Annotated in this window: 9 protein-coding genes and 1 pseudogene; 8 read left to right on the forward strand and 2 right to left on the reverse strand. The window is 68.0% G+C overall.

What is annotated here, in order from left to right; genetic code table 11:
• Nucleotides 1-336: 336 nt before the first annotated feature.
• On the forward strand, nt 337-1665 hold the full coding sequence (locus ACQEVC_RS03925) for a hypothetical protein (protein WP_432873427.1): 1329 nt from the start codon (nt 337-339) through the stop codon (nt 1663-1665).
• A 43-nt stretch (nt 1666-1708) separates the two neighbouring features.
• A complete protein-coding gene (locus ACQEVC_RS03930) occupies nt 1709-2239 on the forward strand; it encodes an NUDIX hydrolase (RefSeq protein ID WP_432873429.1) in 531 nt (176 codons plus the stop codon).
• Between the two features lie 1422 nt (nt 2240-3661).
• On the opposite strand, the gene ACQEVC_RS03935 is transcribed toward ACQEVC_RS03930, so the two are convergent.
• Together ACQEVC_RS03935 and ACQEVC_RS03940 are read right to left on the reverse strand one after the other, a co-directional pair.
• On the reverse strand, nt 3662-10630 hold the full coding sequence (locus tag ACQEVC_RS03935) for a polymorphic toxin-type HINT domain-containing protein (RefSeq protein WP_432873432.1): 6969 nt from the start codon (nt 10628-10630) through the stop codon (nt 3662-3664).
• A 138-nt stretch (nt 10631-10768) separates the two neighbouring features.
• Nucleotides 10769-14689: a LamG-like jellyroll fold domain-containing protein gene (locus ACQEVC_RS03940; protein ID WP_432891016.1), complete on the reverse strand. Its 3921-nt coding sequence runs from the start codon at nt 14687-14689 to the stop codon at nt 10769-10771.
• A 398-nt stretch (nt 14690-15087) separates the two neighbouring features.
• On the opposite strand from ACQEVC_RS03940, the gene ACQEVC_RS03945 reads away from it, so the two are divergent.
• The 6 genes and pseudogenes from ACQEVC_RS03945 to ACQEVC_RS03970 form a co-directional block, all read left to right on the forward strand.
• The gene (locus tag ACQEVC_RS03945; RefSeq protein WP_432873435.1) at nt 15088-16524 is read left to right on the forward strand and encodes a TldD/PmbA family protein; all 1437 of its coding nucleotides are present in this window, start codon (nt 15088-15090) and stop codon (nt 16522-16524) included.
• Between the two features lie 232 nt (nt 16525-16756).
• The gene (locus ACQEVC_RS03950) at nt 16757-18145 is read left to right on the forward strand and encodes a TldD/PmbA family protein (RefSeq protein WP_432873438.1); all 1389 of its coding nucleotides are present in this window, start codon (nt 16757-16759) and stop codon (nt 18143-18145) included.
• 80 nt (nt 18146-18225) lie between these two features.
• Nucleotides 18226-18945 carry a hypothetical protein gene (locus ACQEVC_RS03955; RefSeq protein ID WP_432873441.1) on the forward strand — a complete coding sequence of 240 codons (720 nt, stop codon included), beginning with the start codon at nt 18226-18228 and terminating at the stop codon, nt 18943-18945.
• A 333-nt stretch (nt 18946-19278) separates the two neighbouring features.
• Nucleotides 19279-20100 carry a hypothetical protein gene (locus tag ACQEVC_RS03960; RefSeq protein WP_432873443.1) on the forward strand — a complete coding sequence of 274 codons (822 nt, stop codon included), beginning with the start codon at nt 19279-19281 and terminating at the stop codon, nt 20098-20100.
• 12 nt (nt 20101-20112) lie between these two features.
• The gene (locus tag ACQEVC_RS03965) at nt 20113-22038 is read left to right on the forward strand and encodes a fumarate reductase/succinate dehydrogenase flavoprotein subunit (protein WP_432873445.1); all 1926 of its coding nucleotides are present in this window, start codon (nt 20113-20115) and stop codon (nt 22036-22038) included.
• Nucleotides 22038-22826, forward strand: a pseudogene (locus ACQEVC_RS03970) (succinate dehydrogenase/fumarate reductase iron-sulfur subunit); the annotation flags it as partial. The gene ACQEVC_RS03965 and the pseudogene ACQEVC_RS03970, both read left to right, overlap by 1 nt.
• Nucleotides 22827-22838 lie beyond the last annotated feature (12 nt).

The raw sequence follows: 22838 nt of genomic DNA on the forward strand, positions 1-22838 counted from the left end.
CTTCGGCCCCGGTACCCGTACCCAGCGGCGACCGTCCCACCGGTAGTCACGTACCCTGCCGCTGCCGCAACCAGATCCATCCTCGGGTTCGTGCCAGCATCGCTTCTCCTTCGTCCAGGGCCGCCAACCGGTCGAGGCCGAGCCGCCGAAATCAAGACCGGAAGGCCCCCGTGGTGATCGACACGGCCGAATGCTCAATGGCTCACAATCAGCCAACTCGCCTCGGCGGGTCGCCGGGAGGGTTTGAAAGGAGACGATCAGTGCAGCGAGTTCACACCCCGTGTGAACGGCGCACGGTTACCCTGGGCTCGCCCTGTTAGCAGAGGCTGGTGAAGGATGGAGCCGAATACCCTGCTCGACGCACTTCTTGATGAAGCCGGCATGTCCCGGGCCGGATTGGCGGCCCGGCTCAACCAAGCTGGGCAGCGCAACGGAATGATCATGCGGTACGACCACACGTCAGTAGGTCGGTGGTTGAAGGGGCAGCGGCCGCGAGGCTGGGTACCCCAGATCATCTGTGAACTCCTCAGCGAGTGTCTGTCGCGGCGAGTCACCCTCGACGACATCGGCATGGGACGCCCGGAATCCGTGCACGTCGCACCGCTCACAGGCTTCATCGCCCGCGCGACTGCGCTCTGGCGTTCAGACCAGGAGCGCCGGGATCTCCCGGACATGCCTGTCATCACCGGGACACGCGCCATCGCCCCAGTCTGGGAATGGGAGAACCCACCCGAGGACCGCGACGTGTCCCGACCTGCAGGTCTCCGCGTCGACGCCGGTGACGTCGCCATGCTTCGGACCGCCCGCACCCACTACGAATCGATGTACCGGCAGGCCGGAGGCATCGCTACCAGACCCCGAGTGGTGAGATTCCTGATGGAGCACACCGCGCCACTGCTTCGCGGCTCCTACAGCGACAGGACGGGCCGCAGCCTGTTCCGGGCCGCCGGTGGGCTGGTCGCCGTCGCCGGAATCTGCGGATACGACTCGGATGCACAGGGCCTCGCACAGCGATACTTCCATCAAGCGCTACGCCTGGCCAAAGCGTCCGGCGATCGCCGGTTCGGCGGATATGTCGTCGCCCTGTTGGTCAACCAGGCGGTGTCTCTCAAGGACTACCGACAGGCCATCGCGTTCGCCGAGGCGGGCCTGCGTACCGCCGGACCCCACATCTCTCCAGCGCTCAAGACCGATCTCTATGCGATGCAGGCAAAAGCCTTCGCCGGCATGAAAGCCGTCTCGGACGCGCACCGTTGCATGATGCTTGCCGAACAGACGGCAGCGCAGATCCGCCGTGAAGACGAGCCACCCGAGACGGAATACATGCAGCCCGGCCTGGTGGAAGCACAGCTTGCCGAAGCACTTACCAGCCTAGGGGAGCTGGCCTCCGCACGGGCGTACGCCGAGGAGGCGGTCCGCAGACACACCCACGCCCGGGGCCGAGTCCACCGGATGGCCACACTCACGATGGTGGAACTCAATCGCGGTGAGGTGGAACGGGCTGCGGTTTCCGCAGTGCAGATGGTCGATCTCGCGAGCGGTATGGAGTCCCGGCGGTTGCGCGACAGGTTTGACCAGCTACGCAGGCGTCTGACCCAGCAAGGCGGCGCTGTGACGGCCGAGGCTGTCGCCCGGCTCGACGAAGCGTTGTCGGTCCCGCTGTAGCCTGGCCGGCGACCAGACGGACGAGAAGGGCGGTCGGCGGCGAATGCGGTGGAAGAACCTCGGCGAGCACACCGTCTACGAGAACAAGTGGCTGACGGTGAACCTCGCCGACGTGGAACTACCCGATGGAAGGCACCTCGACCACTTCCTGATCCGACAGCGCCCAGTCGCGCTCTGCGCGGCCGTCAACAATCAGAACGAGGTACTGCTGTTGTGGCGGCACCGCTTCATACCCGACACCTGGGGCTGGGAACTGCCCGCTGGTGTCGTCGATGCCAGCGAGACGGTCGAAGAGGCCGCCGCACGCGAGATGCTCGAAGAGACCGGCTGGCGGCCAGGGCGGCTGACGCCGCTCATCACGGTCGAGCCGTCCAACGGGCTATCCGACGCACAACATCACGTATACCTGGCCGACGGCGCCGAGCGTGTGGGCGAACCTGAGGACTACTTCGAGTCCGAGAAGCGGGAGTGGATCCCCCTCGCCCGAATTCCGGATATGGTCGCGGCGGGTGAGATCCGCTCGGCAAATGCTGTCGCCGCACTTCTGGTGCTCCACCAACGGCTTCTCCCCTAGCCGTCCACGGGCAACACCGCGCGACTCGCTCTGTGCCAGCCGCCCGCTACGCCTGACCGAGGTCACCAACATCGCCGCCGCCAACCGGCATCACGCCCGCGACAGCACCCGCCCGCTGGCACTACTCGGCATCACCTGACGACTTTGCCGGGGCCCTGGGCAGCCCATGCCTCGCCAGTTCATCGAGGAACTCCACCACCAGTACCCACTTCGAGCGGTGACGCTCCCGATCGGGTACCCCGTACCGGGCTCGCCGCACGGTCACACCCGGCTAGCCGACCCTCGTCGACGCCCTGGTCGTCCCAGGACGTAACGACGTGGGCCTACGAACACCGAGCGGTCAACGTTCGCGGCGCAGCCGTCACCCAGCACAGCGGCCTAGCATCGGGATGATAGATGGGCCGCCCGACAAATTCATCTCACCGACACCGATCACCACATTCGAACAATGGTCAAAGTAAGCCGCATCAACCATAGGCTCTCCGGGCAATCGATCTCGCTTTTCTGCCAAACCAGATACACCTTGGTAATCGCACGCCGACAAGTGGCCGCCATTGCAGAGAGTCGCCCGCTAGAACACGGCTGTTCCAGCGACCGCCGACACGCTTCCCACCCGACCTGAAGATCCGGACGCCTCGTGCTGTTACAGCCCTCCAAAAGACTTAGGACCTTAACCTTCTATACCCCTGGCATTTAGCTTGGGCACAATTCCATGCATCTCGCCCGCAGTGAAGAGTGACTCACTGATCCCATTATCTCGGAGGGCTCTACGAACTAGCTCCTTTACTCCGCTCGTTTTTACTAGAACCGCAATTTGCGGATGCATGCTCCGCCCTGGAGAGAGATAGGGATGCGCAGCGATCACCACTTCGGGTGACAACCACCAAGAGCTCAATCCGCCCGACGCTGAATCGTCGCGCGTCAGATCAGGAAGTTTTTCAAGTACGATCTCAACCGATAATGCGCCCACGGCGACATAAGACCAACCCTGCACGGACCCCCACATTGCAGCATCCTCGATGAACAGCTCTACAGAGTCGAATAGGGGGATAAAATCTCGACTCCAGGAGCACCCAAGCCGTCGGTCGACAGTGCTCACGATTGCACATTGAAGGGTGGGATGAGACGCACACTTGAACATCTCGACGCCTTGCCGACTACGCCATACAGCCTCCGGCCCCGTAACCCCGAGTACGACCTCGCCCTCGAACGATCCTCCAAGAACGGTAATCTTCAGACCACCGTATTCACCGTCGAAACGCTCCGCCTCATGCTGGGCTTCAGGCGAGGCGTTCCACCGTGATTCGGTCTCCGGAGCAGGTGATGCCGATGCACGCCAGACAGCATCGCTTACTCGTGTAATCCCAGGGAAATTGCGGGCGCGCCCAGAAAGGCTACGCAGCAGGGTCTCAGGCAACCTCGTCACATCGGCCCCCCGTCCAAGTAGTCGAAGAGTCTGACACATGCAGGGCAGAAGCCGATCCCTTCTCCATGCTGTTCCACCGGCCAGTCACCGCCACCATGTACCTTCACCGCCTGACCGCGAGCGCCCTGAATGGGGTGTCCCCCCAGTTCCAGCCAGCAAAGCGCGCCGATTTCTGCGCACCCCATATGGTGATCGACAGCTTGAGCAGCAACGCGGACATTTGGCGTCAGCTGTGACACCGTACGAGGCCCACTGACTCCCCAGCCTACACCACCATCAGTGGCAACAACCTCGGCGGCAACATTGGTAGTTCCGTTTAGGTTGGCGTCTGCCAAATCCAAGAGCTCGTCCGACGCTTCACCGCAGTTATGGACGAGCACCGGGGTGTTGCCAGCGATCACATAGTACGTGTGTGTATCGGCGACGGTGAGGTCGTGCATCGTCGCCGCGCCGTACCAGAGACTCGTTGCCAGGACGGCGGGTGCTACTGCGGCCCCGAGTGTGGCGAGTTTCTCGCCAGGGCGTAGGTCCTTGGCGTCGGCCCACGTCTTGGCCGAGTCGTTCCAGAACGGGTGGGACTGGGTGGTGTTCAGAACCGCCTTCATCCCGGTCTTCGGGTCGACGACCGTGACGTCGGCGAGGTCCCTATCAAGGTTGATGTGGGTCGCCAGCACCTTCTTTGGGGCGGTCTTCCCGGTCCCCGGATCAGTCGCGAGGACCTTCTCCCCCGTCTTGACATCCTTTATCGGCTTGGTGCTGCCGTCGGCCATCACGACACGCGTCTTGGGATCGAAGCTGTGCTTACAACCCCGGCCGGCGATGTTTCTGACCTCTTTGCCGAACCCTCTGGCGAACGCGCTGCCCCGTGCGCCTGCACCGGCACCGATGGCGCCCTTGACTCCCGAGCCGATCGCGGAGAAGAGGCCGCCCGTCACTCCACCTACCACGGCGCCAATGCCTGTGGTCAGCGCCAGGTCCCAGCCGCGTTGACCGTCCATCCAACCGGTCACGAACGAGCCAGCCGCCCCGGCGAGCGCGCCACAAGCGACCGCGCCTACCCCGGTCCACCCGACGGCCAGCCCGCACCCGGCGCCGACCACGATCCCCACCGCCGCACCGGCGATCTTGCTCTTGTTACGGCACCAGAAGCTGGACTGACACTCCCGCTTCTTACGCTCGGCGATCGCCCGATCGCGTTGCTTCTTTGCGTACTCGTCGGAGACCGCCGTGTTCTTGGTCTTCGTGTCAGGCCACTTACCCTTGTTGACCTCAGGATTCGCCTTCGGCACGTTGCTGCTGCAACTGTACGTACCCGTACCGCCACCACACTCCGGCCGCAGACCGGTGGGGTCGGAGTGGGTGATCGGGCTGTTGTGGCCGTACGCGTACGCGTTCCACTGTTGCGGGTCGGTCAGGTCCATCACCGGGTCGACGGAGATGAACCGACCCAGGACCTTGTCGTACTGCCGAGCCCCGATGTTGACCATGCCCGTCGGGTCGATGTCGCCACCGACGAAGCCCTTGTTGTTGACCCAGACCGGATTCTCGCCCCGGGCGTCGCCGTAGGGCGTCTGCCGACGGATGGTGACCGCCTGGGTGCCGGCGTTGATCGCGGTCTGCTGGGTGCCCTGATGATCGGGATACAGCCAGGTCAGATCGGTGATGCTGGAGGCACCCTTGCGGCTGGCGCAGATGGTGCCGGCGAAGCTGTAGTACCGGGTCCCGGTGTTGACCCCACCCTCGCGACGGATCTCCTGCCCCGGCAGATACAGCGTCGTCCCGGTCGCGTCACGACGGATCAGCCGCACGCCTTCGGCGTCGTAGATGTTGGTCTCGATCGTCTGCCCACCGGACGCGACGGTGGCGAGCTTGCCTTCGGCGTTCCAACCCAGGGTCTGACTGTTCGTGGCGGTGGCACAGTCGTTCGCGGTTGTCCCCGCCGGCCGGCAGGTGGTGTTACCCGCCTGGTCGTACCCGTACCTCGAAACCACGTCCGGCTGCGCTGGAGCGGCGGTGGTCATCGAGGTGACCGCATGCGGCCGGACCACACCCTGCCCACCGTTCGGCAGAGCATAGGTACGGGTGGTGTCACCGCCGGTGGTGTGACTGGTCTCAGTGAGCCGGGAGCCGGTCGAGTCGAACGTCCAGTCGTGCCAGTACGGCGCCGGCCCGCCCAGGTCGGCAACCGTCGGATCGGCCTCGCAACTCACCCCACTCTTCGGCGTCCAGGCGGTCGCCAGCCGGCCGAGGGCGTCCTGCCGGAAACACTGAACATCGGCCTGCCCCACCTGCGGGGTGTCGGCAATCGAGGTGATGTTTCCGGCCTCGTCATAGTCGTACGCCCGGTCGGAGACGGTGCCGGCGACGGTCTCCCGCTCCACCGTGGTTCGGGTGACACGCCGGGTGGCCTCATCCCGATAGACCAGGTCCCGGGTGTACTTGCCGCTCGGCATCTTGTAAATGGAGCCCGAGCGCTCGCCGTACGCGGTGTAGGAGGCGGTGGCCATGGTGCCCGCCGAACCGGTGAGACTGGTGTCCAACCGGGTCGGCATACCCGTCGTCGAGTCGTAGTCGGTCGTCAACTGCTCCGTGACAAGCCCGCCGGCTCCGGGATACGACATCGACGTCTGGGTGCCGGTGAATTCCGAGTAGCCGTACGCGTAGATGTACGTGGCATCCAGACCCGTCTCCACCGCCGGAATGACGTAGTCGACCCCGGTCGGCTGGTAGCGGTTGTTGAACTGGCGTACCCGCCACCGGTAGGCGTTGGTGGAACCGGCCGGTTCGTACCGGATGGCCTGGGCCAGGTGGCCCTTGAAGCCGGGCTGGCCGCTGAAGAGGCTGTCGTACTTCCACTCCGCGCGCAGCGGGCCGGTAGCGGAGTCGTCACGTAGCTGCGTCTTGCGACCGATCTGGTCGTAGACGTACCACAGCGACTCGCCACGGGCGTCGGTCGTCTTGACCAACTCGTCGTAGTCGTTGTAAGTGCTGGTGGTGACGCCCTTGTCGGGGTCGGTGACCCGCCAGAGCCGGCCCTGGACGTCGTACTCGTTGATCCACTCGTTTCCGGCCGTGTCGATGGTCTTGACCATCTGGTCCTTGTGGTTGAGGACGTACCTGGTCTCCTGGTAAGCCCCCGTGACGCCCGCTGGCGTGGTGTGCTGCCGCACCGCCACGGTCCGGTCCTGGATGTCGGTCACCGTCGTGGTGGGGGTCGCGCCGGCCGGCGGGGTGACCTTGGTGAGGTCGCCTTCGTGGCTGGTGGTGGTACGCCACTTCTCGACCAGGTTGGTGACCCCGTCATCAGCCAGGAAGATCTCCGTGGTCGGCCGCGACGCACGGTCGAAGAGGGTCTTCGTCACCGCCGCCACGGACCATTCCGGTTCCCACCACAACGCACCCGCAGGCGCACCCGGTTCGGCGTGCGCTCCGTAGGAGACCGCCGCCCGCCCGAACTCGTCGTAGATGGTGTCGCTGACCACCCGGTCGCCGCTGCCACCGAGCGAGATCGACTGGGTCTGCCGAGGACGCAACAGGCCGTCGAGGATCTGGAACGAGGAGATGTAGTTGCCGTCCGGATTCAGCGTCAGCGACTGGACGTACGGGTAGGCGTTACGGCCCGACGCGTACGTGTAGCTGTACTGGGCAGATGGTCTGGTCGGGTTGGCGGACTTCGACCAGCCGAAGTCCCACACCTTGGCGACGCGCCCGAACGCGTCGTACTCGACCTCCGAGGTGGTCTTCCCGTTCTGGTCGGTGCCCTTTACGGCAGAACCCCAGTACGGGTTGACCTCCTCGCTGGTGACCCAGTTGAACGGCGCCGGTCCGGTGGTGGTGACCTTGCTCACCGGCCCGCCGACCGCCGGCGTGTAGGCGGTGGTGGTGACGTTCCCCTTGATGTCGGTGTTGGTCAACTGCCGGCCGGTGCTGTCGTACGTCGCCCGGCTGACGGTCTTCCATACCGTTTGGGTGTCGGGCGCCCAGTCCTTGAGTTGCTCGGACCTTGTCACCGACCCGAACCTCGGCGCCGTGTCCACGCTGGTCGCGCCGTCGTAGTAGTCGCGTCCGTCGCTGATCAGATGGTCGGTGCTGGTCGGTGCCGTGTCGCAGGGCAGCGCCTTGGCGGTGGTCTGCTTGACCAGTTGGGTGAGGTTCTTGGCGAGGTTTCGGTTGTAGCTGTAGGTGACACACTTCTCGTCACCGGTCTCGGCGATGTCGCCGTCGTCCTGCGACCAGTTGATCGTCCCGTAGGTGTGGTCGAAACTCTGGCGGCCGCGGGAGACCCGCCACCCCCGGTCACCGTCGACCCCGAGGGCGGTGGCGGTGTACGTGGTCTGGGTGTCGGTGAAGCGTGCCTCCACCAGGTCACCGTTGATGGTGCGGCTGGCGGTCGGGTTGGATCGCCACGGGACGTGCACGGTCTTGGAGACCGGCTTGGTGTCGACGCCGTTGTAGACGACCTGCTCGCGGATCTGCCCGGCGAACTGGTCCTCGTCGTAGACGGTTTCCGAGCCCAGCGACGCCGGCACCGGCACCGTGCGGGTACCCCCGGAAGGGCTGGACCGGTCACCGTGCATGCCACGCATGAAGGTGGTCACGGACAACGTCCGGGTCGCCGGGTCGTCACCCACCCGGGTCTTGACCTGCGCGTAGCCGCGCCACTGGCTCCACGTCTTGCGATCCGGTTTGGACAGGCCGTCGTCGTCGGCATAGTGCCAGGCCGGACTTCCGACGTATTCGTACCAGGTGTGCTTCGACGGCGCCTGGTGCCCGTCGCTCAGCTGCACGTCGTCCTCGGCGACATGCTCGACCCGGTACTTGTGCCACCACTCGGTGACCAGCGCTTTGCCGGTCGGATCAGCGGGGTCCGGCACCTTCACCGGATAACAGCGCTTGGTGTTGGTGTGCGGCGCAAGCGTCTCCACCATCGCCTCGGTGCACTCCGGCAGCGAATAGTCGACCTTGATCCGCGCGCCGGTCTCGGTGACGATGCTGGAGATCCGAAGCCAGTTGTCGGCGGTGCCGTGTTCGGTCAACACCCGGTTCGGCAGTGACTCGGCCTCGAAGGTCACCGGCGGCAGGTTCACCGTGCCGCCCACCAGCCCCGCGTGGTCGATCCGGTCCAGCCACAGACCCTCGTGGGTGGAGTCCGCCGTCGCGGCGAACGTGTGCGACAGCGTCCAGGATTCCACGTTCTGCCAGGCCGGGGTCGCCTTGGTCGTGTCCCACACCCGGGTGGTGATCTTCTTCAGCCGCTTGGTGGTCCAGAACGTCGGGGTGTACTGCTGCGGGCACGACGTCGCCGACGCCGTGCACGCCTGGTCCCACGGCGTGTCCTTCCAACTCGACTTCACCGGGGCGGACTCGGTCCCACAGTTGGCGGTGCACCGCATGTCGGTCTCGAACAACACCTGGGCGTACGGGTTGACGCTGCGCTCGGTCACGTCGTGCGTCGCGGCGGTGCGGTCGTAGGTGCCGTAGTCGACCCGGGTCAGATAGCCGGACCGGTCGTACGTCACGTCGTCGGAGTCTGTGGCGTTACGGGCGTACTTGTTGGTCTCCTTGCCGTACCAGAACGACATCGTGTTGCCGCGCACGTCCACGACGTAGTCGAGATTCCACCGCCACGCCTGCACACAGTCGGAGCCGGCGAAACTGCTCTCGTGGCACGGCTCCCCCGAGTGGTTGCCGAAGACCGGGACGGTCAGCGTCGAGTTCGTCCTACCGCTCTGCCCGGGCAGGCTGTGCATCCCGAAGAAGTACTGGGTCCCGTCGGTGGTCGTCACCTTCCAGTACTCACCGACATCCCCGTAATCCGGGTCGCCCGCGTCACCGTTCGACGCGCCGGTCAGCTTCTCGATCTTCGACCCGTCCTCGCCACGGGAATGCCAACCCCGACCCGACTGGAAGACCAGCTCTCCGCCGCGGCCGTTGAGGCTCATTGTCGCGTTGTCCGACCGCCAGCACTGGTCACCACTTGAGGTGGTGCTGTTCGCCCCGTCCTTCGAGTCCTCCGCACACGGCACGTACCGGCGCTCGATGTAGCCGGGTGAGTAGTCGAACCCCTCCCCGATCCACGACGGCTGATTGTTCGTCACCTCGGAACGGCCGTCCACAGACGACGACGAGTAGGCCAACGAGATGTCCGGCACCGGTCCTGTTGCCGGCGGCATCCGCACCGGGTAGTTCCAGGAGAAGTCACCCGACGACCCCCCGGCCGACCACGTCGACGAGGAAGCCAGGCTGGTGGCGCCGAAGTCACCGTCACTGCCGGCAGCGCCTGCGGCGAGCACCACGAACGGGCCGGCCGCTGAGGAGTCCGGTACCCGGCCGGCGGCCGGCGACGGCGGCACGTCCACCACCGCCGACGCCACTCCCGTGGCGAGGTCGTTGGAGGTACGCAAAGGCGTTGACCGGCATGCCGGCTCGTCCGGGGTGGTGAGCGCGCACCCCGGTACCTGCCACAGGCGCAACCGAGATGCCCACGACCCACCGGCCGCGTACCGGAATCCGCTGTAGTCCACCGACAGCTTCGCCGCGCCGCCGCTGGCCCCGGCCGGGGCGCCCACCTTCAACACCAGGCCGTCCTGCCACGCCTGCGGGACACTGTCGCGATCGACAACCTGGAGATGCAGAGCGGACAGTCGCCCGTCGCCCTCGCCGTCGGCACTGTCCACCCAGACCGGCATGCTTCCGGCTTTGACGCCCAGGCCCGCGGCATTGCGCGCGTTGGTCGCCGGAAGGTCGACCCGGGCGGTTGCCGGGTCTGGCCAGCGCGGCGTCGGGGCGGGATCGGAGGTGACCCGCTTCTGCGACCAGGCCCGGCCCGCCACCGGCCCGCCATCGGAGTCGAGCTTCTCCACCGGGGGTGCCGCAGGCTCTCTCGGCGGGACGTCCGGTGCCGCCTGCCCCGGACTACCTGGCAGCAGGGCACCCAGCAGCGCCGCAACCAACCCGACCACCACCCAGCGCCGGCTACCGGTGGCGGAATGCCACCGACGTCCGCGCCGCGAACCGCGTGCCGACCCTGCGAACATCAGGTCTTCCTCCCCGAACGAATCCCGCCACCACGTCTTGAGAGCGAATCGATAGCTGTCACCCGGTCACCGCCGCCACATGACCTGACCATTCGTGTCGAGCAGGACGAGTTCCCCGTCGTCGCGGAGCACAAGGCGGTCAGCCGTGCTCCCCCAGGTTTCGGTATCCCACAGCGGGACATCGTCGGCGCTGTAGAGCACCACGTTTCCGTCGACCTGGAAGAGCAGGTGTGCACCGGGATTGCCCCAGGTCGCGGTGTCCCACAGCGGATAACCCGCCTGGTAGAGAACCAGGTTGCCGTCGTCCTGCATCAGGAGCTGATAGTTACCGATGTCCGAGCGAAGATACTGGCCCTCGGTCAGCTCCTCCCCGCGCGTGAGCACATTCGTCCCCGGGGTCACCGGGATCTGCGCGTTGTACCACTCGAACATCGAGGCATCGCTCATCGCGCCCTGGAACACCGCGACATCGTCGATGCCGCCGGTCCACTGGTCCATGCTCCCGTCGTGCCACAGCACCCGACCGACGAGCAACGGACCGGACGAACTCATCGGCCTGAACGAGATCGTCCGCCGGCCCTCCAGTTCGCCGTTCACGTAGAGGCGGATCTCGCTACGGGACGCGTCGTACACACCGGCCAGATGCGTCCACACCCCGGTTTCCGGTGCCGATGTCGAACTGACCCCCGTTGTGACGGAGGGGTTGACATCCTCAGCGCTCACGTTGAACTGCCATTTGCCGTCCCCGGAGGAGTACTTCAGCCAGGCCGCGCTCTCGTGCGCTCCTCGCTGAGCCACCGCGGTACGCATCCCGTCCAGGCGGTCCAGCGTCACCCAGGCGGACATCGTGAAGGAGTCATCGGTACGCAGTACCGGCGTCTCCTGCCAGGTGGTGAACTCCCGGCCCTCGCTGTCGGGGGGTGTCACGCCCGTCTTGACCGCACTACGGCCATATTCCTCAGCCGGCTCGGTGTGGCCCTCCTCCGGGAAGTACTCGTAGTCCAGCCAGAGCCCGGAACCGCTGGTCGAGCGGCCTGCCCCGACAGCGGCACCCCGGGTCAACGCCAGCCACCGGCCCCACCCCGTCACTGTCTCCGGCGCCTCGCAGGTGTCCTTCAGGTTGGCCAGATAGCAGGGTGCCGCAGCCTCGAAGTCCCAGTTCCCCACCTGGACCGGCGTCAGGATTCCCGGCTCGTTGAATCCGCCGGAGAGTGGGTCCATCGCCAACTGGCCGGTGAAGTCGTGCCGCACGAGCACCCGATCGAAGACCTGCACGTCAGCGATGGCGCCGTTCCACCAGAGCGCGACCGCGCCGGCATTGAAGCTGTGGCCCACCACCAGCCGACCCGACGCCGGCCACGGCGCCGCGGTGCGCTCCGCCTCCGCCACCTGCTGACCGTTGACATACAGCCGGAGCATCTTCTCCGTCGCGTCGTACACGCCGGCGAGATGGGTCCACCGCCCCACGTCCGCCCCCGTGATCGCCGCCGTCGAGACTGCCGCCCGGGTGGTGCTCGACTGAGCCGCGGTGTCCTTCATCACGAACGACCAGTACGGCGTCAACGGGGTGCCCATCCGACGCACTCCCAGCTCGAACCCTGCCGCGTCGACACCCGACTGGGCAACGACCTTGACGTCAGCGGTGGTGGGGACGGCACCGAGACGGACCCAGGCAGCGACGCTGAACGACCGGGTGGTGTCCACCACGCTGGCGGCGGTCGTCGCCGCGGAGGAGGAGCCGTTGAAGGCGGCGGTCTGACCACCGACCATTCGTACGCCGTTGGCCCAGGCAACATTCGTGGCCGTCAGCGAGGAATCGATCGGGGCCGGTTGCCCGTCGGCCAGCGCCGCCGCCTGATCGACGCCCGGATAGGTCTGCAGCCCCCACTCGGCAATCGGTGGTGCCGGCCGCCCGACGGTGAACTCGACCGACCCGTTCCCCTCGTTCAGGGTGGCATCGATGGCCTTGACCAACAGCACATTGCGGCCGAAGCTCGGCGCCGTCAGGTCGACCTCCGCGTACCTCGGATTCGAGCCCTGGGCCGGAACCTCCTTCGTCGCGGCATCCCAGCCGTACCTGAACTTGGTCACGTCGGAGGCCGTCGACTCGAACCGGACCCTGCCGGTCGTGCCGGGACCGGCCGGCGCGGTCACCACCTTCGCCTCGACCGGCGGCACCGTGGTGTCCGCCGTGAACTGGCACCACGCCGACCACACGCTGGGCAGCGAGTACGGCGGCTTGTCGGTGCCCCTGGCCCGGAAGGCATACGTCTTGTCGGCAACGATCGACACCGTGTTACTCGTCGCTCGGGCGTTCGGGGTGATACCCGTCCTGGCCGGCGGAGCGGACTTCCGCGTCGGCGACGTGTCGGTCACCGAACCCATCCCACCGGCCGGCACCTCGATCCATTCGAATGTTCCGGTCAACGAGTCGGCCTTGTCGGCGTCGGGGAACACCGCCGACAGGGTGGGGCTCAACGTGCCGACCGTCAGTACACCCGAAGTTGGGCAGGCCACCCCGGCAACCTGCAGGCCGTTGGGCTGGCCAGGCTTGGTGTCATAGTCCACGTAGAGCTTCGCGCTGTTGGGGAAGAACTTCTTCCAGCGACCTTGCGTCGACTCGCCCGAACCGTCGGAGGCTCGAGCCGTGAACCCGACCGTGACGCTGGACGACCCGTCGGTCGCCACGGTTCGCAGCCGACTGGTCACCCCCGAACCTGAAAAGTTCATGATCATGTCGGGCTGGATCGACTCGCATCCGCCAGACTCGTTGGCGTGGCCGGAGGCGGAGTCCATGAACGCTTTCAGCCCGATAGACCACGAAGCCTTCGGCGTGGCGTTGATCGCCGACGTCCAGTACATCGACGCCACCGTGTCGTCACACGACCAGGAGTGGTCGAGTTTCATCTGCACGTAGGCCGACTCGATGTGCTTGCCCCGCAAGGACACGCCGTTCGCCGTCGTCGAGAACTGGAAGAACGACCGGTAGAGGGCGCCGGTATCCGGATTCAACCCCACCCGGGCCGCGCTGTAGTCGGTGTTCGACGAGCCGTTGTTGGTCGCGTACGCCCACTTCGTCTTGTAGACGGACCACGCCGGGTCGACATACAACGGGAATACCGTGTCCGGCGCGGTGAGAAGCTCCGCGTCCGGTCGCAGCAGCAGGTCCCCGCCAGAGACCTCCACCTCCACCGGCGCGACCCTGGCAGCGTCGCCAGCCGCCGCGGCTGTCGACTCCGATCCCTCCGGCGACGCCTGCGCCCCGGCGGAACGCCCCGCCGCGCCCGTACGCGAGTCCCACATCACCGGCGGCTCCGCCGAAGCGATCTCGCGTGAGCCCACCACCGCCCGAAGCCCGCCATCCGGCCCGGAAAGCACCTGCGCATCGCCGCCGAGCCCGAACCGAATCTGACGCACCGCCGGATTCGCCGCGGCACTCGCCGACTTGACCACGAAAACATGGCTGAACCCCGTCCAGGTCGCCCGAACCACCAGGTCCACATCGGGCAACACGTTCGGGTACGTCGCTAGTTCACCGGAGACGGTCGGCGTCGGCAGCGCACCACCCGGCCACGACATCACCAGGGTCCGGCCCTCGCTGACCAGCGTCGCCAGCGGACCAGGACCACCGGCCGAAAAGGCCACGTCGGCCACTGATGCGGCTGGCCGCCACAGGCCGCCCTCGGCAGGGACAAGGCCCAGGTCGACATCGACCCAACCCCCCGCCCGATAGGTACGCTGCGGCACGGCCGCGGACTCGAACAGGAACCGCCCGTCCGGCTGCGCCACCACCTGGGAGAACTCCGTCTGCGAACCGTCGACCACGACAGGTTCGGCACAGGCCACCGCCAGCGCGGACGCCTGAGCCTCAGAATCAGCGACTCCCGTGCAGACCGGGGCCGGAGCCGCCGCAGCAGTACGCCACGGTCCGGGATCGACCAAGACGCCGCCTGCCGCCGCGACCACCGCCACCACCCACAAGGCCAGACCGCGGCGTACCCGACGTCGCACGCCACGCCGCGAAGCTGAGCTGGCCGCCACCAAGCCGGGCGATCCTGTACCGACACGCCGAAATTTGGGCGCCCAGGCACCAAGCACCGCAACCCCCCGTGATTGATTGATGACAGCGTGCGCAGACTGTACAGACGCGAAAGAAGCTCCGTAAAGAGTCGTTACAACTGGTGATCACAAAACCGGCAAAGGTTTGCATCCTCGTCGCGGAACAGCACTCGTTGCAGCACCTGACCAGTACGTCGCGCGCGCCGTCGGCAAACCCGGCGAGGTGTTCCGGCTCGCTGACCCCGGCTCCTCGCATAAGGTCATCCATGATCGGGTCCGGCTCCGGCCGGATCGCCGAACGGGCGAACCAGCGAGGAGAGATGCCGATGGCCGAGTTCGACGTGGCGACGGCGGCGGTGCAGGCCGCCCTCGATGCTGGGGCCCGGTACGCCGACGCGCGGGTCATGCACCGCCGGTACGAGTCGATGTCCGCCCGCAACGGCGAGATCGAGTCCGTCAGCCAGGACGAGAGTGCCGGGATCGGGGTACGCGCCCTCGTCGGCGCGGGGTGGGGCTTCTACGCCGTACCCGATCTCTCGGAGTCGGCGGCCCGGGCGGCGGGTGAGCGGGCCGCGCGGATCGCCGCCGCGAGTGGCCGGGTCGCCGGTCCCGGCAGCAGTCTGCTTCCGGTGCCGGCCAGCACCGGGTCGTGGAGTTCGCCCTGCGCGGTCGACCCGCTCTCGGTGCCGCTGTCCGACAAGGGCGACCTGCTGGTCCGGGCCACCGGGACGTCCCGGGAACACGGCGCCGACCTGGCCGAGGGCCTCTACCAGATCTGGGACACCCGCAAGTGGTTCGTCTCCAGCGAGGGTCACCGGATCGACCAGCACGTCCGGGAGTCCGGGGCGGGGATCTCGGCGACGGCGATCGGCGACGGCGAGACGCAGCGCCGCTCCTACCCCAGCTATCGCGGCCAGTACGGCACCCAGGGCTGGGAGCTGGTCGACTCGCTCGACCTGACCGCGCACGCCGCCCGGATCGCCGAGGAGGCCCGGGAGCTGGTGACCGCGCCGCTCTGCCCGGCCGGCGAGACGACCCTGATCCTCGGCGGCGAGCAGATGGCGTTGCAGATCCACGAGTCGGTCGGGCACGCCATCGAACTCGACCGGATCCTCGGCTGGGAGGCCGCCTTCGCCGGTACGTCCTGGCTGGACCTCGACCAGCTCGGCGCGCTGCGGTACGGCTCCGAGCTGATGAACATCACCATCGACCCGACCATCCCCGGTGCGCTGGGCAGCTTCGGCTTCGACGACGAGGGGACCCCGGCGGCCAAGCGCGACGCGGTCCGGGAGGGACGCTGGGTGGGCACGCTCGCCGGCCGGGACTCGGCGGCGATCGCCGGGCTGGACTACGCCGGCAGCGTCCGGGCCGACGGCTGGGCCCGGTTGCCGATGGTCCGGATGACGAACGTCGGGCTGGAGCCCGGCCCGCACACCCTGGACGAGATCATCGCGGCCACCGACGACGGCGTACTGATGGACCTCAACCGCTCCTGGTCGATCGACGACAAGCGGCTGAACTTCCAGTTCGGCTGCGAGATCGGCTGGGAGGTCAAGAAGGGCCGGCGGGGCCGGATGCTGCGCAACCCGACCTACACCGGGATCGGCCCGCAGTTCTGGCGGTCGATGGACATGCTCTCCGCGGAGACCGTCGCCTGGGGTACGCCGAACTGCGGCAAGGGGCAGCCCGGCCAGATCGGCCACACCGGCCACCCCGCCGCCCCCGCCCGCTTCACCAACGTCCGGGTCGGAGTCCACGGGTGAGCGCGAGGAGTGAGCCGGGTCTGCGAGCCCCGCAGTCGCGAACGAAAGGCAGGCACGGGTGAGCGCGAGGAGTGAGCCGGGTCTGCGAGCCCCGCAGTCGCGAACGAAGGACGAGAACGGGTGAGCGCGAGGAGTGAGCCGGGTCTGCGAGCCCCGCAGTCGCGAACGAAGGACGAGAACGGATGACGAGTCGGCAGGGGTACCTGCCCGGCGCGAGGCTATGGAGGCAGCGATGACATCCCCACTCGACCTCGCCGGCCAGGTCGTCGAACTCGTCCGGCAGGTCGCCGGGCCGGGTGCCGAGGCGGAGGTCGGCACCGAGCACGCCGAGCTGGCGCTGACCAGGTTCGCGAACTCCTTCATCCACCAGAACATGGCCGACGCCGTCACGACCGTGCGGCTGCGGCTGCACCTCGACGGGCGTACCGCCACCGCGTCGTCCACTGTGGTGAACGCCGAAGGAGTGCGTGACCTGGTCGAACGTACCGTCGAGGCGGTCCGGCACTGCCCGCCCGACCCGGGCTGGCCGGGGCTGACCCCACCGACCACCGTGGACGGGAGTGGCAACTGGGACGAGGCCACCGCCGTGGCCGGGCCGGAGCAGCGGGCTGAGCGGGTACGCGAGTTCGTCGAGACGGCCGGTGGGCTGGAGGCGGCCGGCTACTGCCGTACCGGGCAGCGGACCGGTGCCTTCGCCAACACGGCCGGGCACGCGGTGACCGGGCGGAGCACCGAGGCGGCGATGGACGGGATCGCCCGGTGCGGTGGCGCGGACGGGGTGGCCCGGGTGGGCTCGTTCCGCCTCGCCGACCTGGCCGGCGGCGTACTCGGCGCGCGGGCCTCGGTGAAGGCGCGGGCCGGCGTCGCCCCCGTCGAACTGCCCCCGGGGCGGTACGAGGTGGTGCTGGAGCCGACCGCCGTCGCCGACCTGCTGCAGAACCTCTCGACGTACGGCTTCAACGGCAAGGCGTACAACGAGCAGCGCTCGTTCGCCGTGCCCGGGGAGGAACAGTTCGACCGGTCGGTCACCCTGCTGGACGACGCGCTGGCCGGCCCGGCGCTGCCGTTCGACGCCGAGGGCAGCCCTCGGGTCCCGGTCGCGCTGGTCGAGCACGGCATCACCCGGACGGTCGCGCACGACCGGCGCACCGCCGCCGAGGCCGGCACCGCCTCGACCGGACACGCCGTACCGGGCGGGGCGGCCTTCGGGGCGGTCCCGCTGCACCTCGGGCTGGCACCGGCCGCCTCGCCGAACGGTGTGACCAGGCCGGGCGAGGTCTCCGGGCCGGTGGTCGACGCGGACAGCGCCGCGCTGGTCGCCCAGGTAGGGCGCGGGCTGCTGGTCACCGACCTCTGGTACACCCGGGTCCTCGACCCGAGGAGTCTGGTCGTCACCGGGCTCACCCGCAACGGGGTGTGGCTGATCGAGGACGGTGAGGTGGCCGCCGCGGTGCAGAACTTCCGGTTCACCCAGTCCTACCCGCAGGCGCTCGCCCCCGGTGCCGTACTCGGGATCGGCCGGCACTCGGCGTTGCAGTCCCAGACCTTCAGCAACGCGTGGTGGTCGGCGCCGCCGCTCCGGCTGGCCTCGTGGAACTTCACCGGCGGCGCCTCCGGCTGACCGGTCTCCAGGACGGCGGAACGTCCCCGTCCCCCCGCACGGGGATGCCCGGATCGCGTCACGGTGCTTCACTGTGTGGCGTGACGGACGACGCGACCACCCCCGCCGACGACGCGGGCTCCGGCTCCCGGTACGGGTCCGACAGCCCGGCCCGGGCCGAGCCGGCGAGCAGAGCCGGCGACGTACCCCCGGGTGCGCCGGCCGGCACCGACCAGCCGGCCGGGCAGCGACGTCCGCCCGACGCGGCCGCCCGGCGGCGCCGCCGGCTGACCATCGCCGGAATCGCCGGTGCGGCGGTCCTGGTACTGCTGGTCTGCGGCTGCCTCGGCGCGTTCGCGGCCGGTCTGGGCCGGTTCGCCCGGGAGTCCGACCGCGAGCGGACGGCGCAGGCCCGGGGCGATTCCGCCTGCCGCGAGCTGGAGAGGCGGCTCAACCGGTTGACCCCGCCGGGTGCCACCGGAAGCCCGGGCGCGCGGGCGGCGGCGATCCGGGACGAGAACGCCGCCGTGCGGCCGTTCCTGTCCGAAATCGAGCGACTACGCGGCTGGTGGGACGACGACCGCGACGACGACCCGGACGACGACCGCGGCGGTCGCGGCGCTCGTGGCGAATCCTGGCAGCGGCTGGTCGACGCCCGGGCCAGTTACGCGGACGCACTCGACCGGCAGGTGACCAACGGTGAGCCGGCGTTCTTCATCGCGCCGCGCGATCCGGCCGGCCGACCTGTGGTGGACCGGTTGCAGCACGGGCCCGAGGAGTGTGCCTCGGCCGCCCGCAGACTCGGCGCGCCCGACCTGTAGGCGGCGCACCAGACCTGTCAGCGGTTCACGTTCCGCAGCCGACCTGAATTTGTCCGTGCCCCGCTCGGCCGCACCGATCCGGCCGTACCCGGCACGGCGGGTGTCACCGAGTGAAGTTATGCACAACCGCGCCCGGATCCGGGAACAGGACTTTCGTAATCGGCGGGAAACCCGCGAGACTCCCTTGCGCATGTGCCTGTCAACGTGCGGCGTAACGTGTGCACCGACGCGGACGCAGGTAGCGCGGCTGCGGGTCCTCCCCTGCCCCCGCGCGCCCCGCCGGAACACCATCCGTGCCCGTCAGCCAGACCGGGCCCCGTCAGGGAGACATAGATGACTACGAGGACGGCCCCACCTCCGGCCGGACTGCCGGGGAGCGTGCGCCAGCGCGCGGCCATCACGGCAAAAACCCTGCGTACCGACCGCTGGTGGTTCGCTCCACTGATCACGGTGATCGGGCTCGGCGCCTGGGTCACGTACGCCACGGTGCGGGTATTCATGCACGACTTCTACTGGGTCGCGGACTACCACTACCTGACCCCGTTCTACTCGCCGTGCGTGACGGAAGCCTGCATCCCCGAGGCGGCGCACTTCGGCCGGGTGCTCCCCGGCTGGTGGTTCATTCCGGACGCCGCGCTGACCCTGCCGTTCCTGCTGCTGTTCCGGCTCACCTGCTACTACTACCGCAAGGCTTACTACCGGTCGTTCTGGCTCTCGCCGCCGGCCTGCGCGGTCCCGGACGGGCACAAGACCTACACCGGCGAGACCCGCTTCCCGCTGCTCGGCCAGAACCTGCACCGCTACACCTTCTACGCCGCCGTGATCATCTCGCTGATCAACAGCTGGGACGCGGTCCTCGCCTTCCACAGCCCGAAGGGCTTCGGCTTCGGCCTCGGCAACCTGGTCCTGCTCGGCAACGTGGTGATGCTCTGGGCGTACACGCTCTCCTGCCACTCCTGCCGGCACATCGCGGGCGGCCGGTTGAAGCACTTCTCCCAGCACCCGGTGCGGTACCGGTTCTGGACGTTCGTCTCCAAGCTCAACGTCCGGCACATGCAGCTCGCCTGGATCACCCTGGGCACCCTGGCGCTGACCGACTTCTACGTCATGGCGCTCTCCGCCAACTGGTTCGACGACCTGCGGTTCATCAACTAAAGGGCCTCTGACATGACTACCCGAATCGAACGACACCACTACGACGTCGTCGTCATCGGTGCCGGTGGTGCCGGCCTCCGCGCGGCGATCGAGGCCCGGCTGGCCGGGAAGCGCACGGCGATCATTTCGAAGTCGCTGTTCGGCAAGGCCCACACCGTGATGGCCGAGGGCGGCGCCGCCGCCGCGATGGGGAACGTGAACAGCCGGGACAACTGGCAGGTGCACTTCCGGGACACCATGCGGGGCGGCAAGTTCCTGAACAACTTCCGGATGGCCGAGCTGCACGCCAAGGAGTCGCCGCAGCGGATCTGGGAGTTGGAGACGTACGGTGCGCTCTTCGACCGCACCAAGGACGGGAAGATCTCGCAGCGCAACTTCGGCGGCCACGAGTACCCGCGGCTGGCGCACGTCGGTGACCGGACCGGCCTGGAGCTGATCCGCACCCTGCAACAGAAGATCGTCTCGTTGCAGCAGGAGGACAAGAAGGCGCACGGCGACTACGAGGCCCGGATCAAGGTCTTCGCCGAGACCACCATCACCGAGCTGCTGCTCGACGGGGACAAGATCGCCGGCGCGTTCGGCTACTACCGGGAGTCCGGCGAGTTCGTCCTCTTCGAGGCTCCGGCCGTGGTGCTGGCCACCGGCGGGGTCGGCCGGTCCTACAAGGTCACCTCGAACTCCTGGGAGTACACCGGGGACGGGCACGCGCTGGCGCTGCGGGCCGGCGCGACGCTGATCAACATGGAGTTCCTCCAGTTCCACCCGACCGGCATGGTCTGGCCACCCTCGGTGAAGGGCATCCTGGTCACCGAGTCGGTCCGGGGCGACGGCGGGGTGCTGAAGAACTCCGAAGGCCAGCGGTTCATGTTCAACTACGTCCCCGACGTCTTCCGCAAGCAGTACGCGGAGACCGAGGAGGAGGCGGACCGCTGGTACACCGACCCGGACAACAACCGGCGCCCGCCGGAGCTGCTGCCCCGGGACGAGGTGGCCCGGGCGATCAACGCCGAGGTCAAGGCCGGTCGGGGTACGCCGGCCGGCGGCGTCTACCTGGACATCGCCAGCCGGCTGCCGGCCGAGGAGGTACGCCGCCGGCTGCCCTCGATGTACCACCAGTTCAAGGAGCTGGCCGACGTCGACATCACGGCCGAGCCGATGGAGGTCGGGCCGACCTGCCACTACGTGATGGGTGGTGTCGAGGTCGAGCCGGACAGCGGCGCGGCGGCCGGACACGTGCAGGGGCTCTTCGCCGCCGGTGAGGTCTCCGGCGGCATGCACGGCTCCAACCGGCTCGGCGGCAACTCCCTCTCCGACCTGCTGGTCTTCGGCAAGCGGGCCGGCGAGCACGCCTCGTCGTACGCCGGAGGGCTGGCCGCCCGTCCGAAGGTGTCGGCGGCGGACGTCGAGGCCGCGGTGGACCGGGCGCTGGCCCCGCTGGAGCGCGAGGGCGGGGAGAACCCGTACACCTTGCAGCAGGACCTCCAGGCGGTGATGGGCGACCTGGTCGGCATCATCCGGCGCAAGGGCGAGCTGGAGGAGTCGCTGGTCAAGCTGGCCGACCTGCGGGACCGGGTGACCCGGGTGGCGGTGGCCGGCGGCCGCCGCTACAACCCCGGCTGGCACCTGGCGCTGGACCTGCGCAACATGCTGGTGGTCTCGGAGTGCACCGCCCGGGCGGCGCTGGAGCGCGAGGAGTCCCGGGGTGGCCACACCCGAGAGGACTTCCCGACCATGGCGCCGCAGTGGCGCACGGTCAACCTGGTCTGCTCGCTCGACGGCGACAAGGTACGCCTGGAGCACAAGCCGCTGCCGAAGATGCGGGGCGAGCTGATCCAGCTCTTCGACCGCACCGAGCTGGCCAAGTACCTGACCGAAGAGGAGCTGGCGGACTTCGACGCCCTCACCGCAGAGGCGCACGCTGAGGAGGCGGCCAAGTAATGGCGACACAGAACGCGCCGGGCGGCACCGGCAAGGCCGGCACCACCCGCCACTTCCAGGTCTGGCGCGGGGACGAGTCGGGCGGGGAGCTGACCGACTACCAGGTGCAGGTGAACGAGGGCGAGGTGGTCCTCGACGTCATCCACCGGTTGCAGGCGACCGAGGCGCCGGACCTGGCCTGCCGGTGGAACTGCAAGGCCGGCAAGTGCGGCTCCTGCTCGATGGAGATCAACGGCATGCCCCGGTTGGGCTGCATGACCCGGATGTCGACGTTCGAGGAGAACGAGACGGTCACCATCACCCCGCTGCGGACCTTCCCGGTGATCCGGGACCTGGTCACCGACGTCTCGTACAACTACGAGAAGGCCCGGGAGACCCCGGCGTTCGCCCCGCCGACCGAGCTGGCGCCGGGTGACTACCGGATGCAGCAGGTCGACGTCGAGCGGTCGCAGGAGTTCCGCAAGTGCATCGAGTGCTTCCTGTGCCAGAACACCTGCCACGTGGTCCGGGACCACGAGGAGAACAAGGTCGCCTTCTCCGGGCCGCGCTACTTCATCCGCGCCGCCGAGCTGGACATGCACCCGCTGGACGCGAAGACGGACCGCAAGGAGTACGCCCAGGCGTCGCAGGGTCTCGGCTACTGCAACATCACCAAGTGCTGCACCGAGGTCTGCCCCGAGCACATCAAGATCACTGACAACGCGATCATCCCAATGAAGGAACGCGTCGTCGACCGACGGTACGATCCAGTTGTGTGGCTCGGTAGCAAGATCTTCCGCCGTGGCAAGCAGAACGAGGCC

Source organism: Plantactinospora sp. CA-294935 (genome assembly GCF_050936445.1).
Taxonomy (GTDB): Bacteria; Actinomycetota; Actinomycetes; order Mycobacteriales; family Micromonosporaceae; genus Plantactinospora.

What these genes read in the sequence shown, in the direction of transcription:
- ACQEVC_RS03950 (WP_432873438.1), top strand. Translation starts at nt 16,757, where the DNA reads ATGACATCCCCACTCGACCTCGCCGGCCAGGTCGTCGAACTCGTCCGG.
- ACQEVC_RS03960 (WP_432873443.1), top strand. Translation starts at nt 19,279, where the DNA reads ATGACTACGAGGACGGCCCCACCTCCGGCCGGACTGCCGGGGAGCGTG.
- ACQEVC_RS03965 (WP_432873445.1), top strand. Translation starts at nt 20,113, where the DNA reads ATGACTACCCGAATCGAACGACACCACTACGACGTCGTCGTCATCGGT.
- ACQEVC_RS03945 (WP_432873435.1), top strand. Translation starts at nt 15,088, where the DNA reads ATGGCCGAGTTCGACGTGGCGACGGCGGCGGTGCAGGCCGCCCTCGAT.
- ACQEVC_RS03925 (WP_432873427.1), top strand. Translation starts at nt 337, where the DNA reads ATGGAGCCGAATACCCTGCTCGACGCACTTCTTGATGAAGCCGGCATG.
- ACQEVC_RS03930 (WP_432873429.1), top strand. Translation starts at nt 1,709, where the DNA reads ATGCGGTGGAAGAACCTCGGCGAGCACACCGTCTACGAGAACAAGTGG.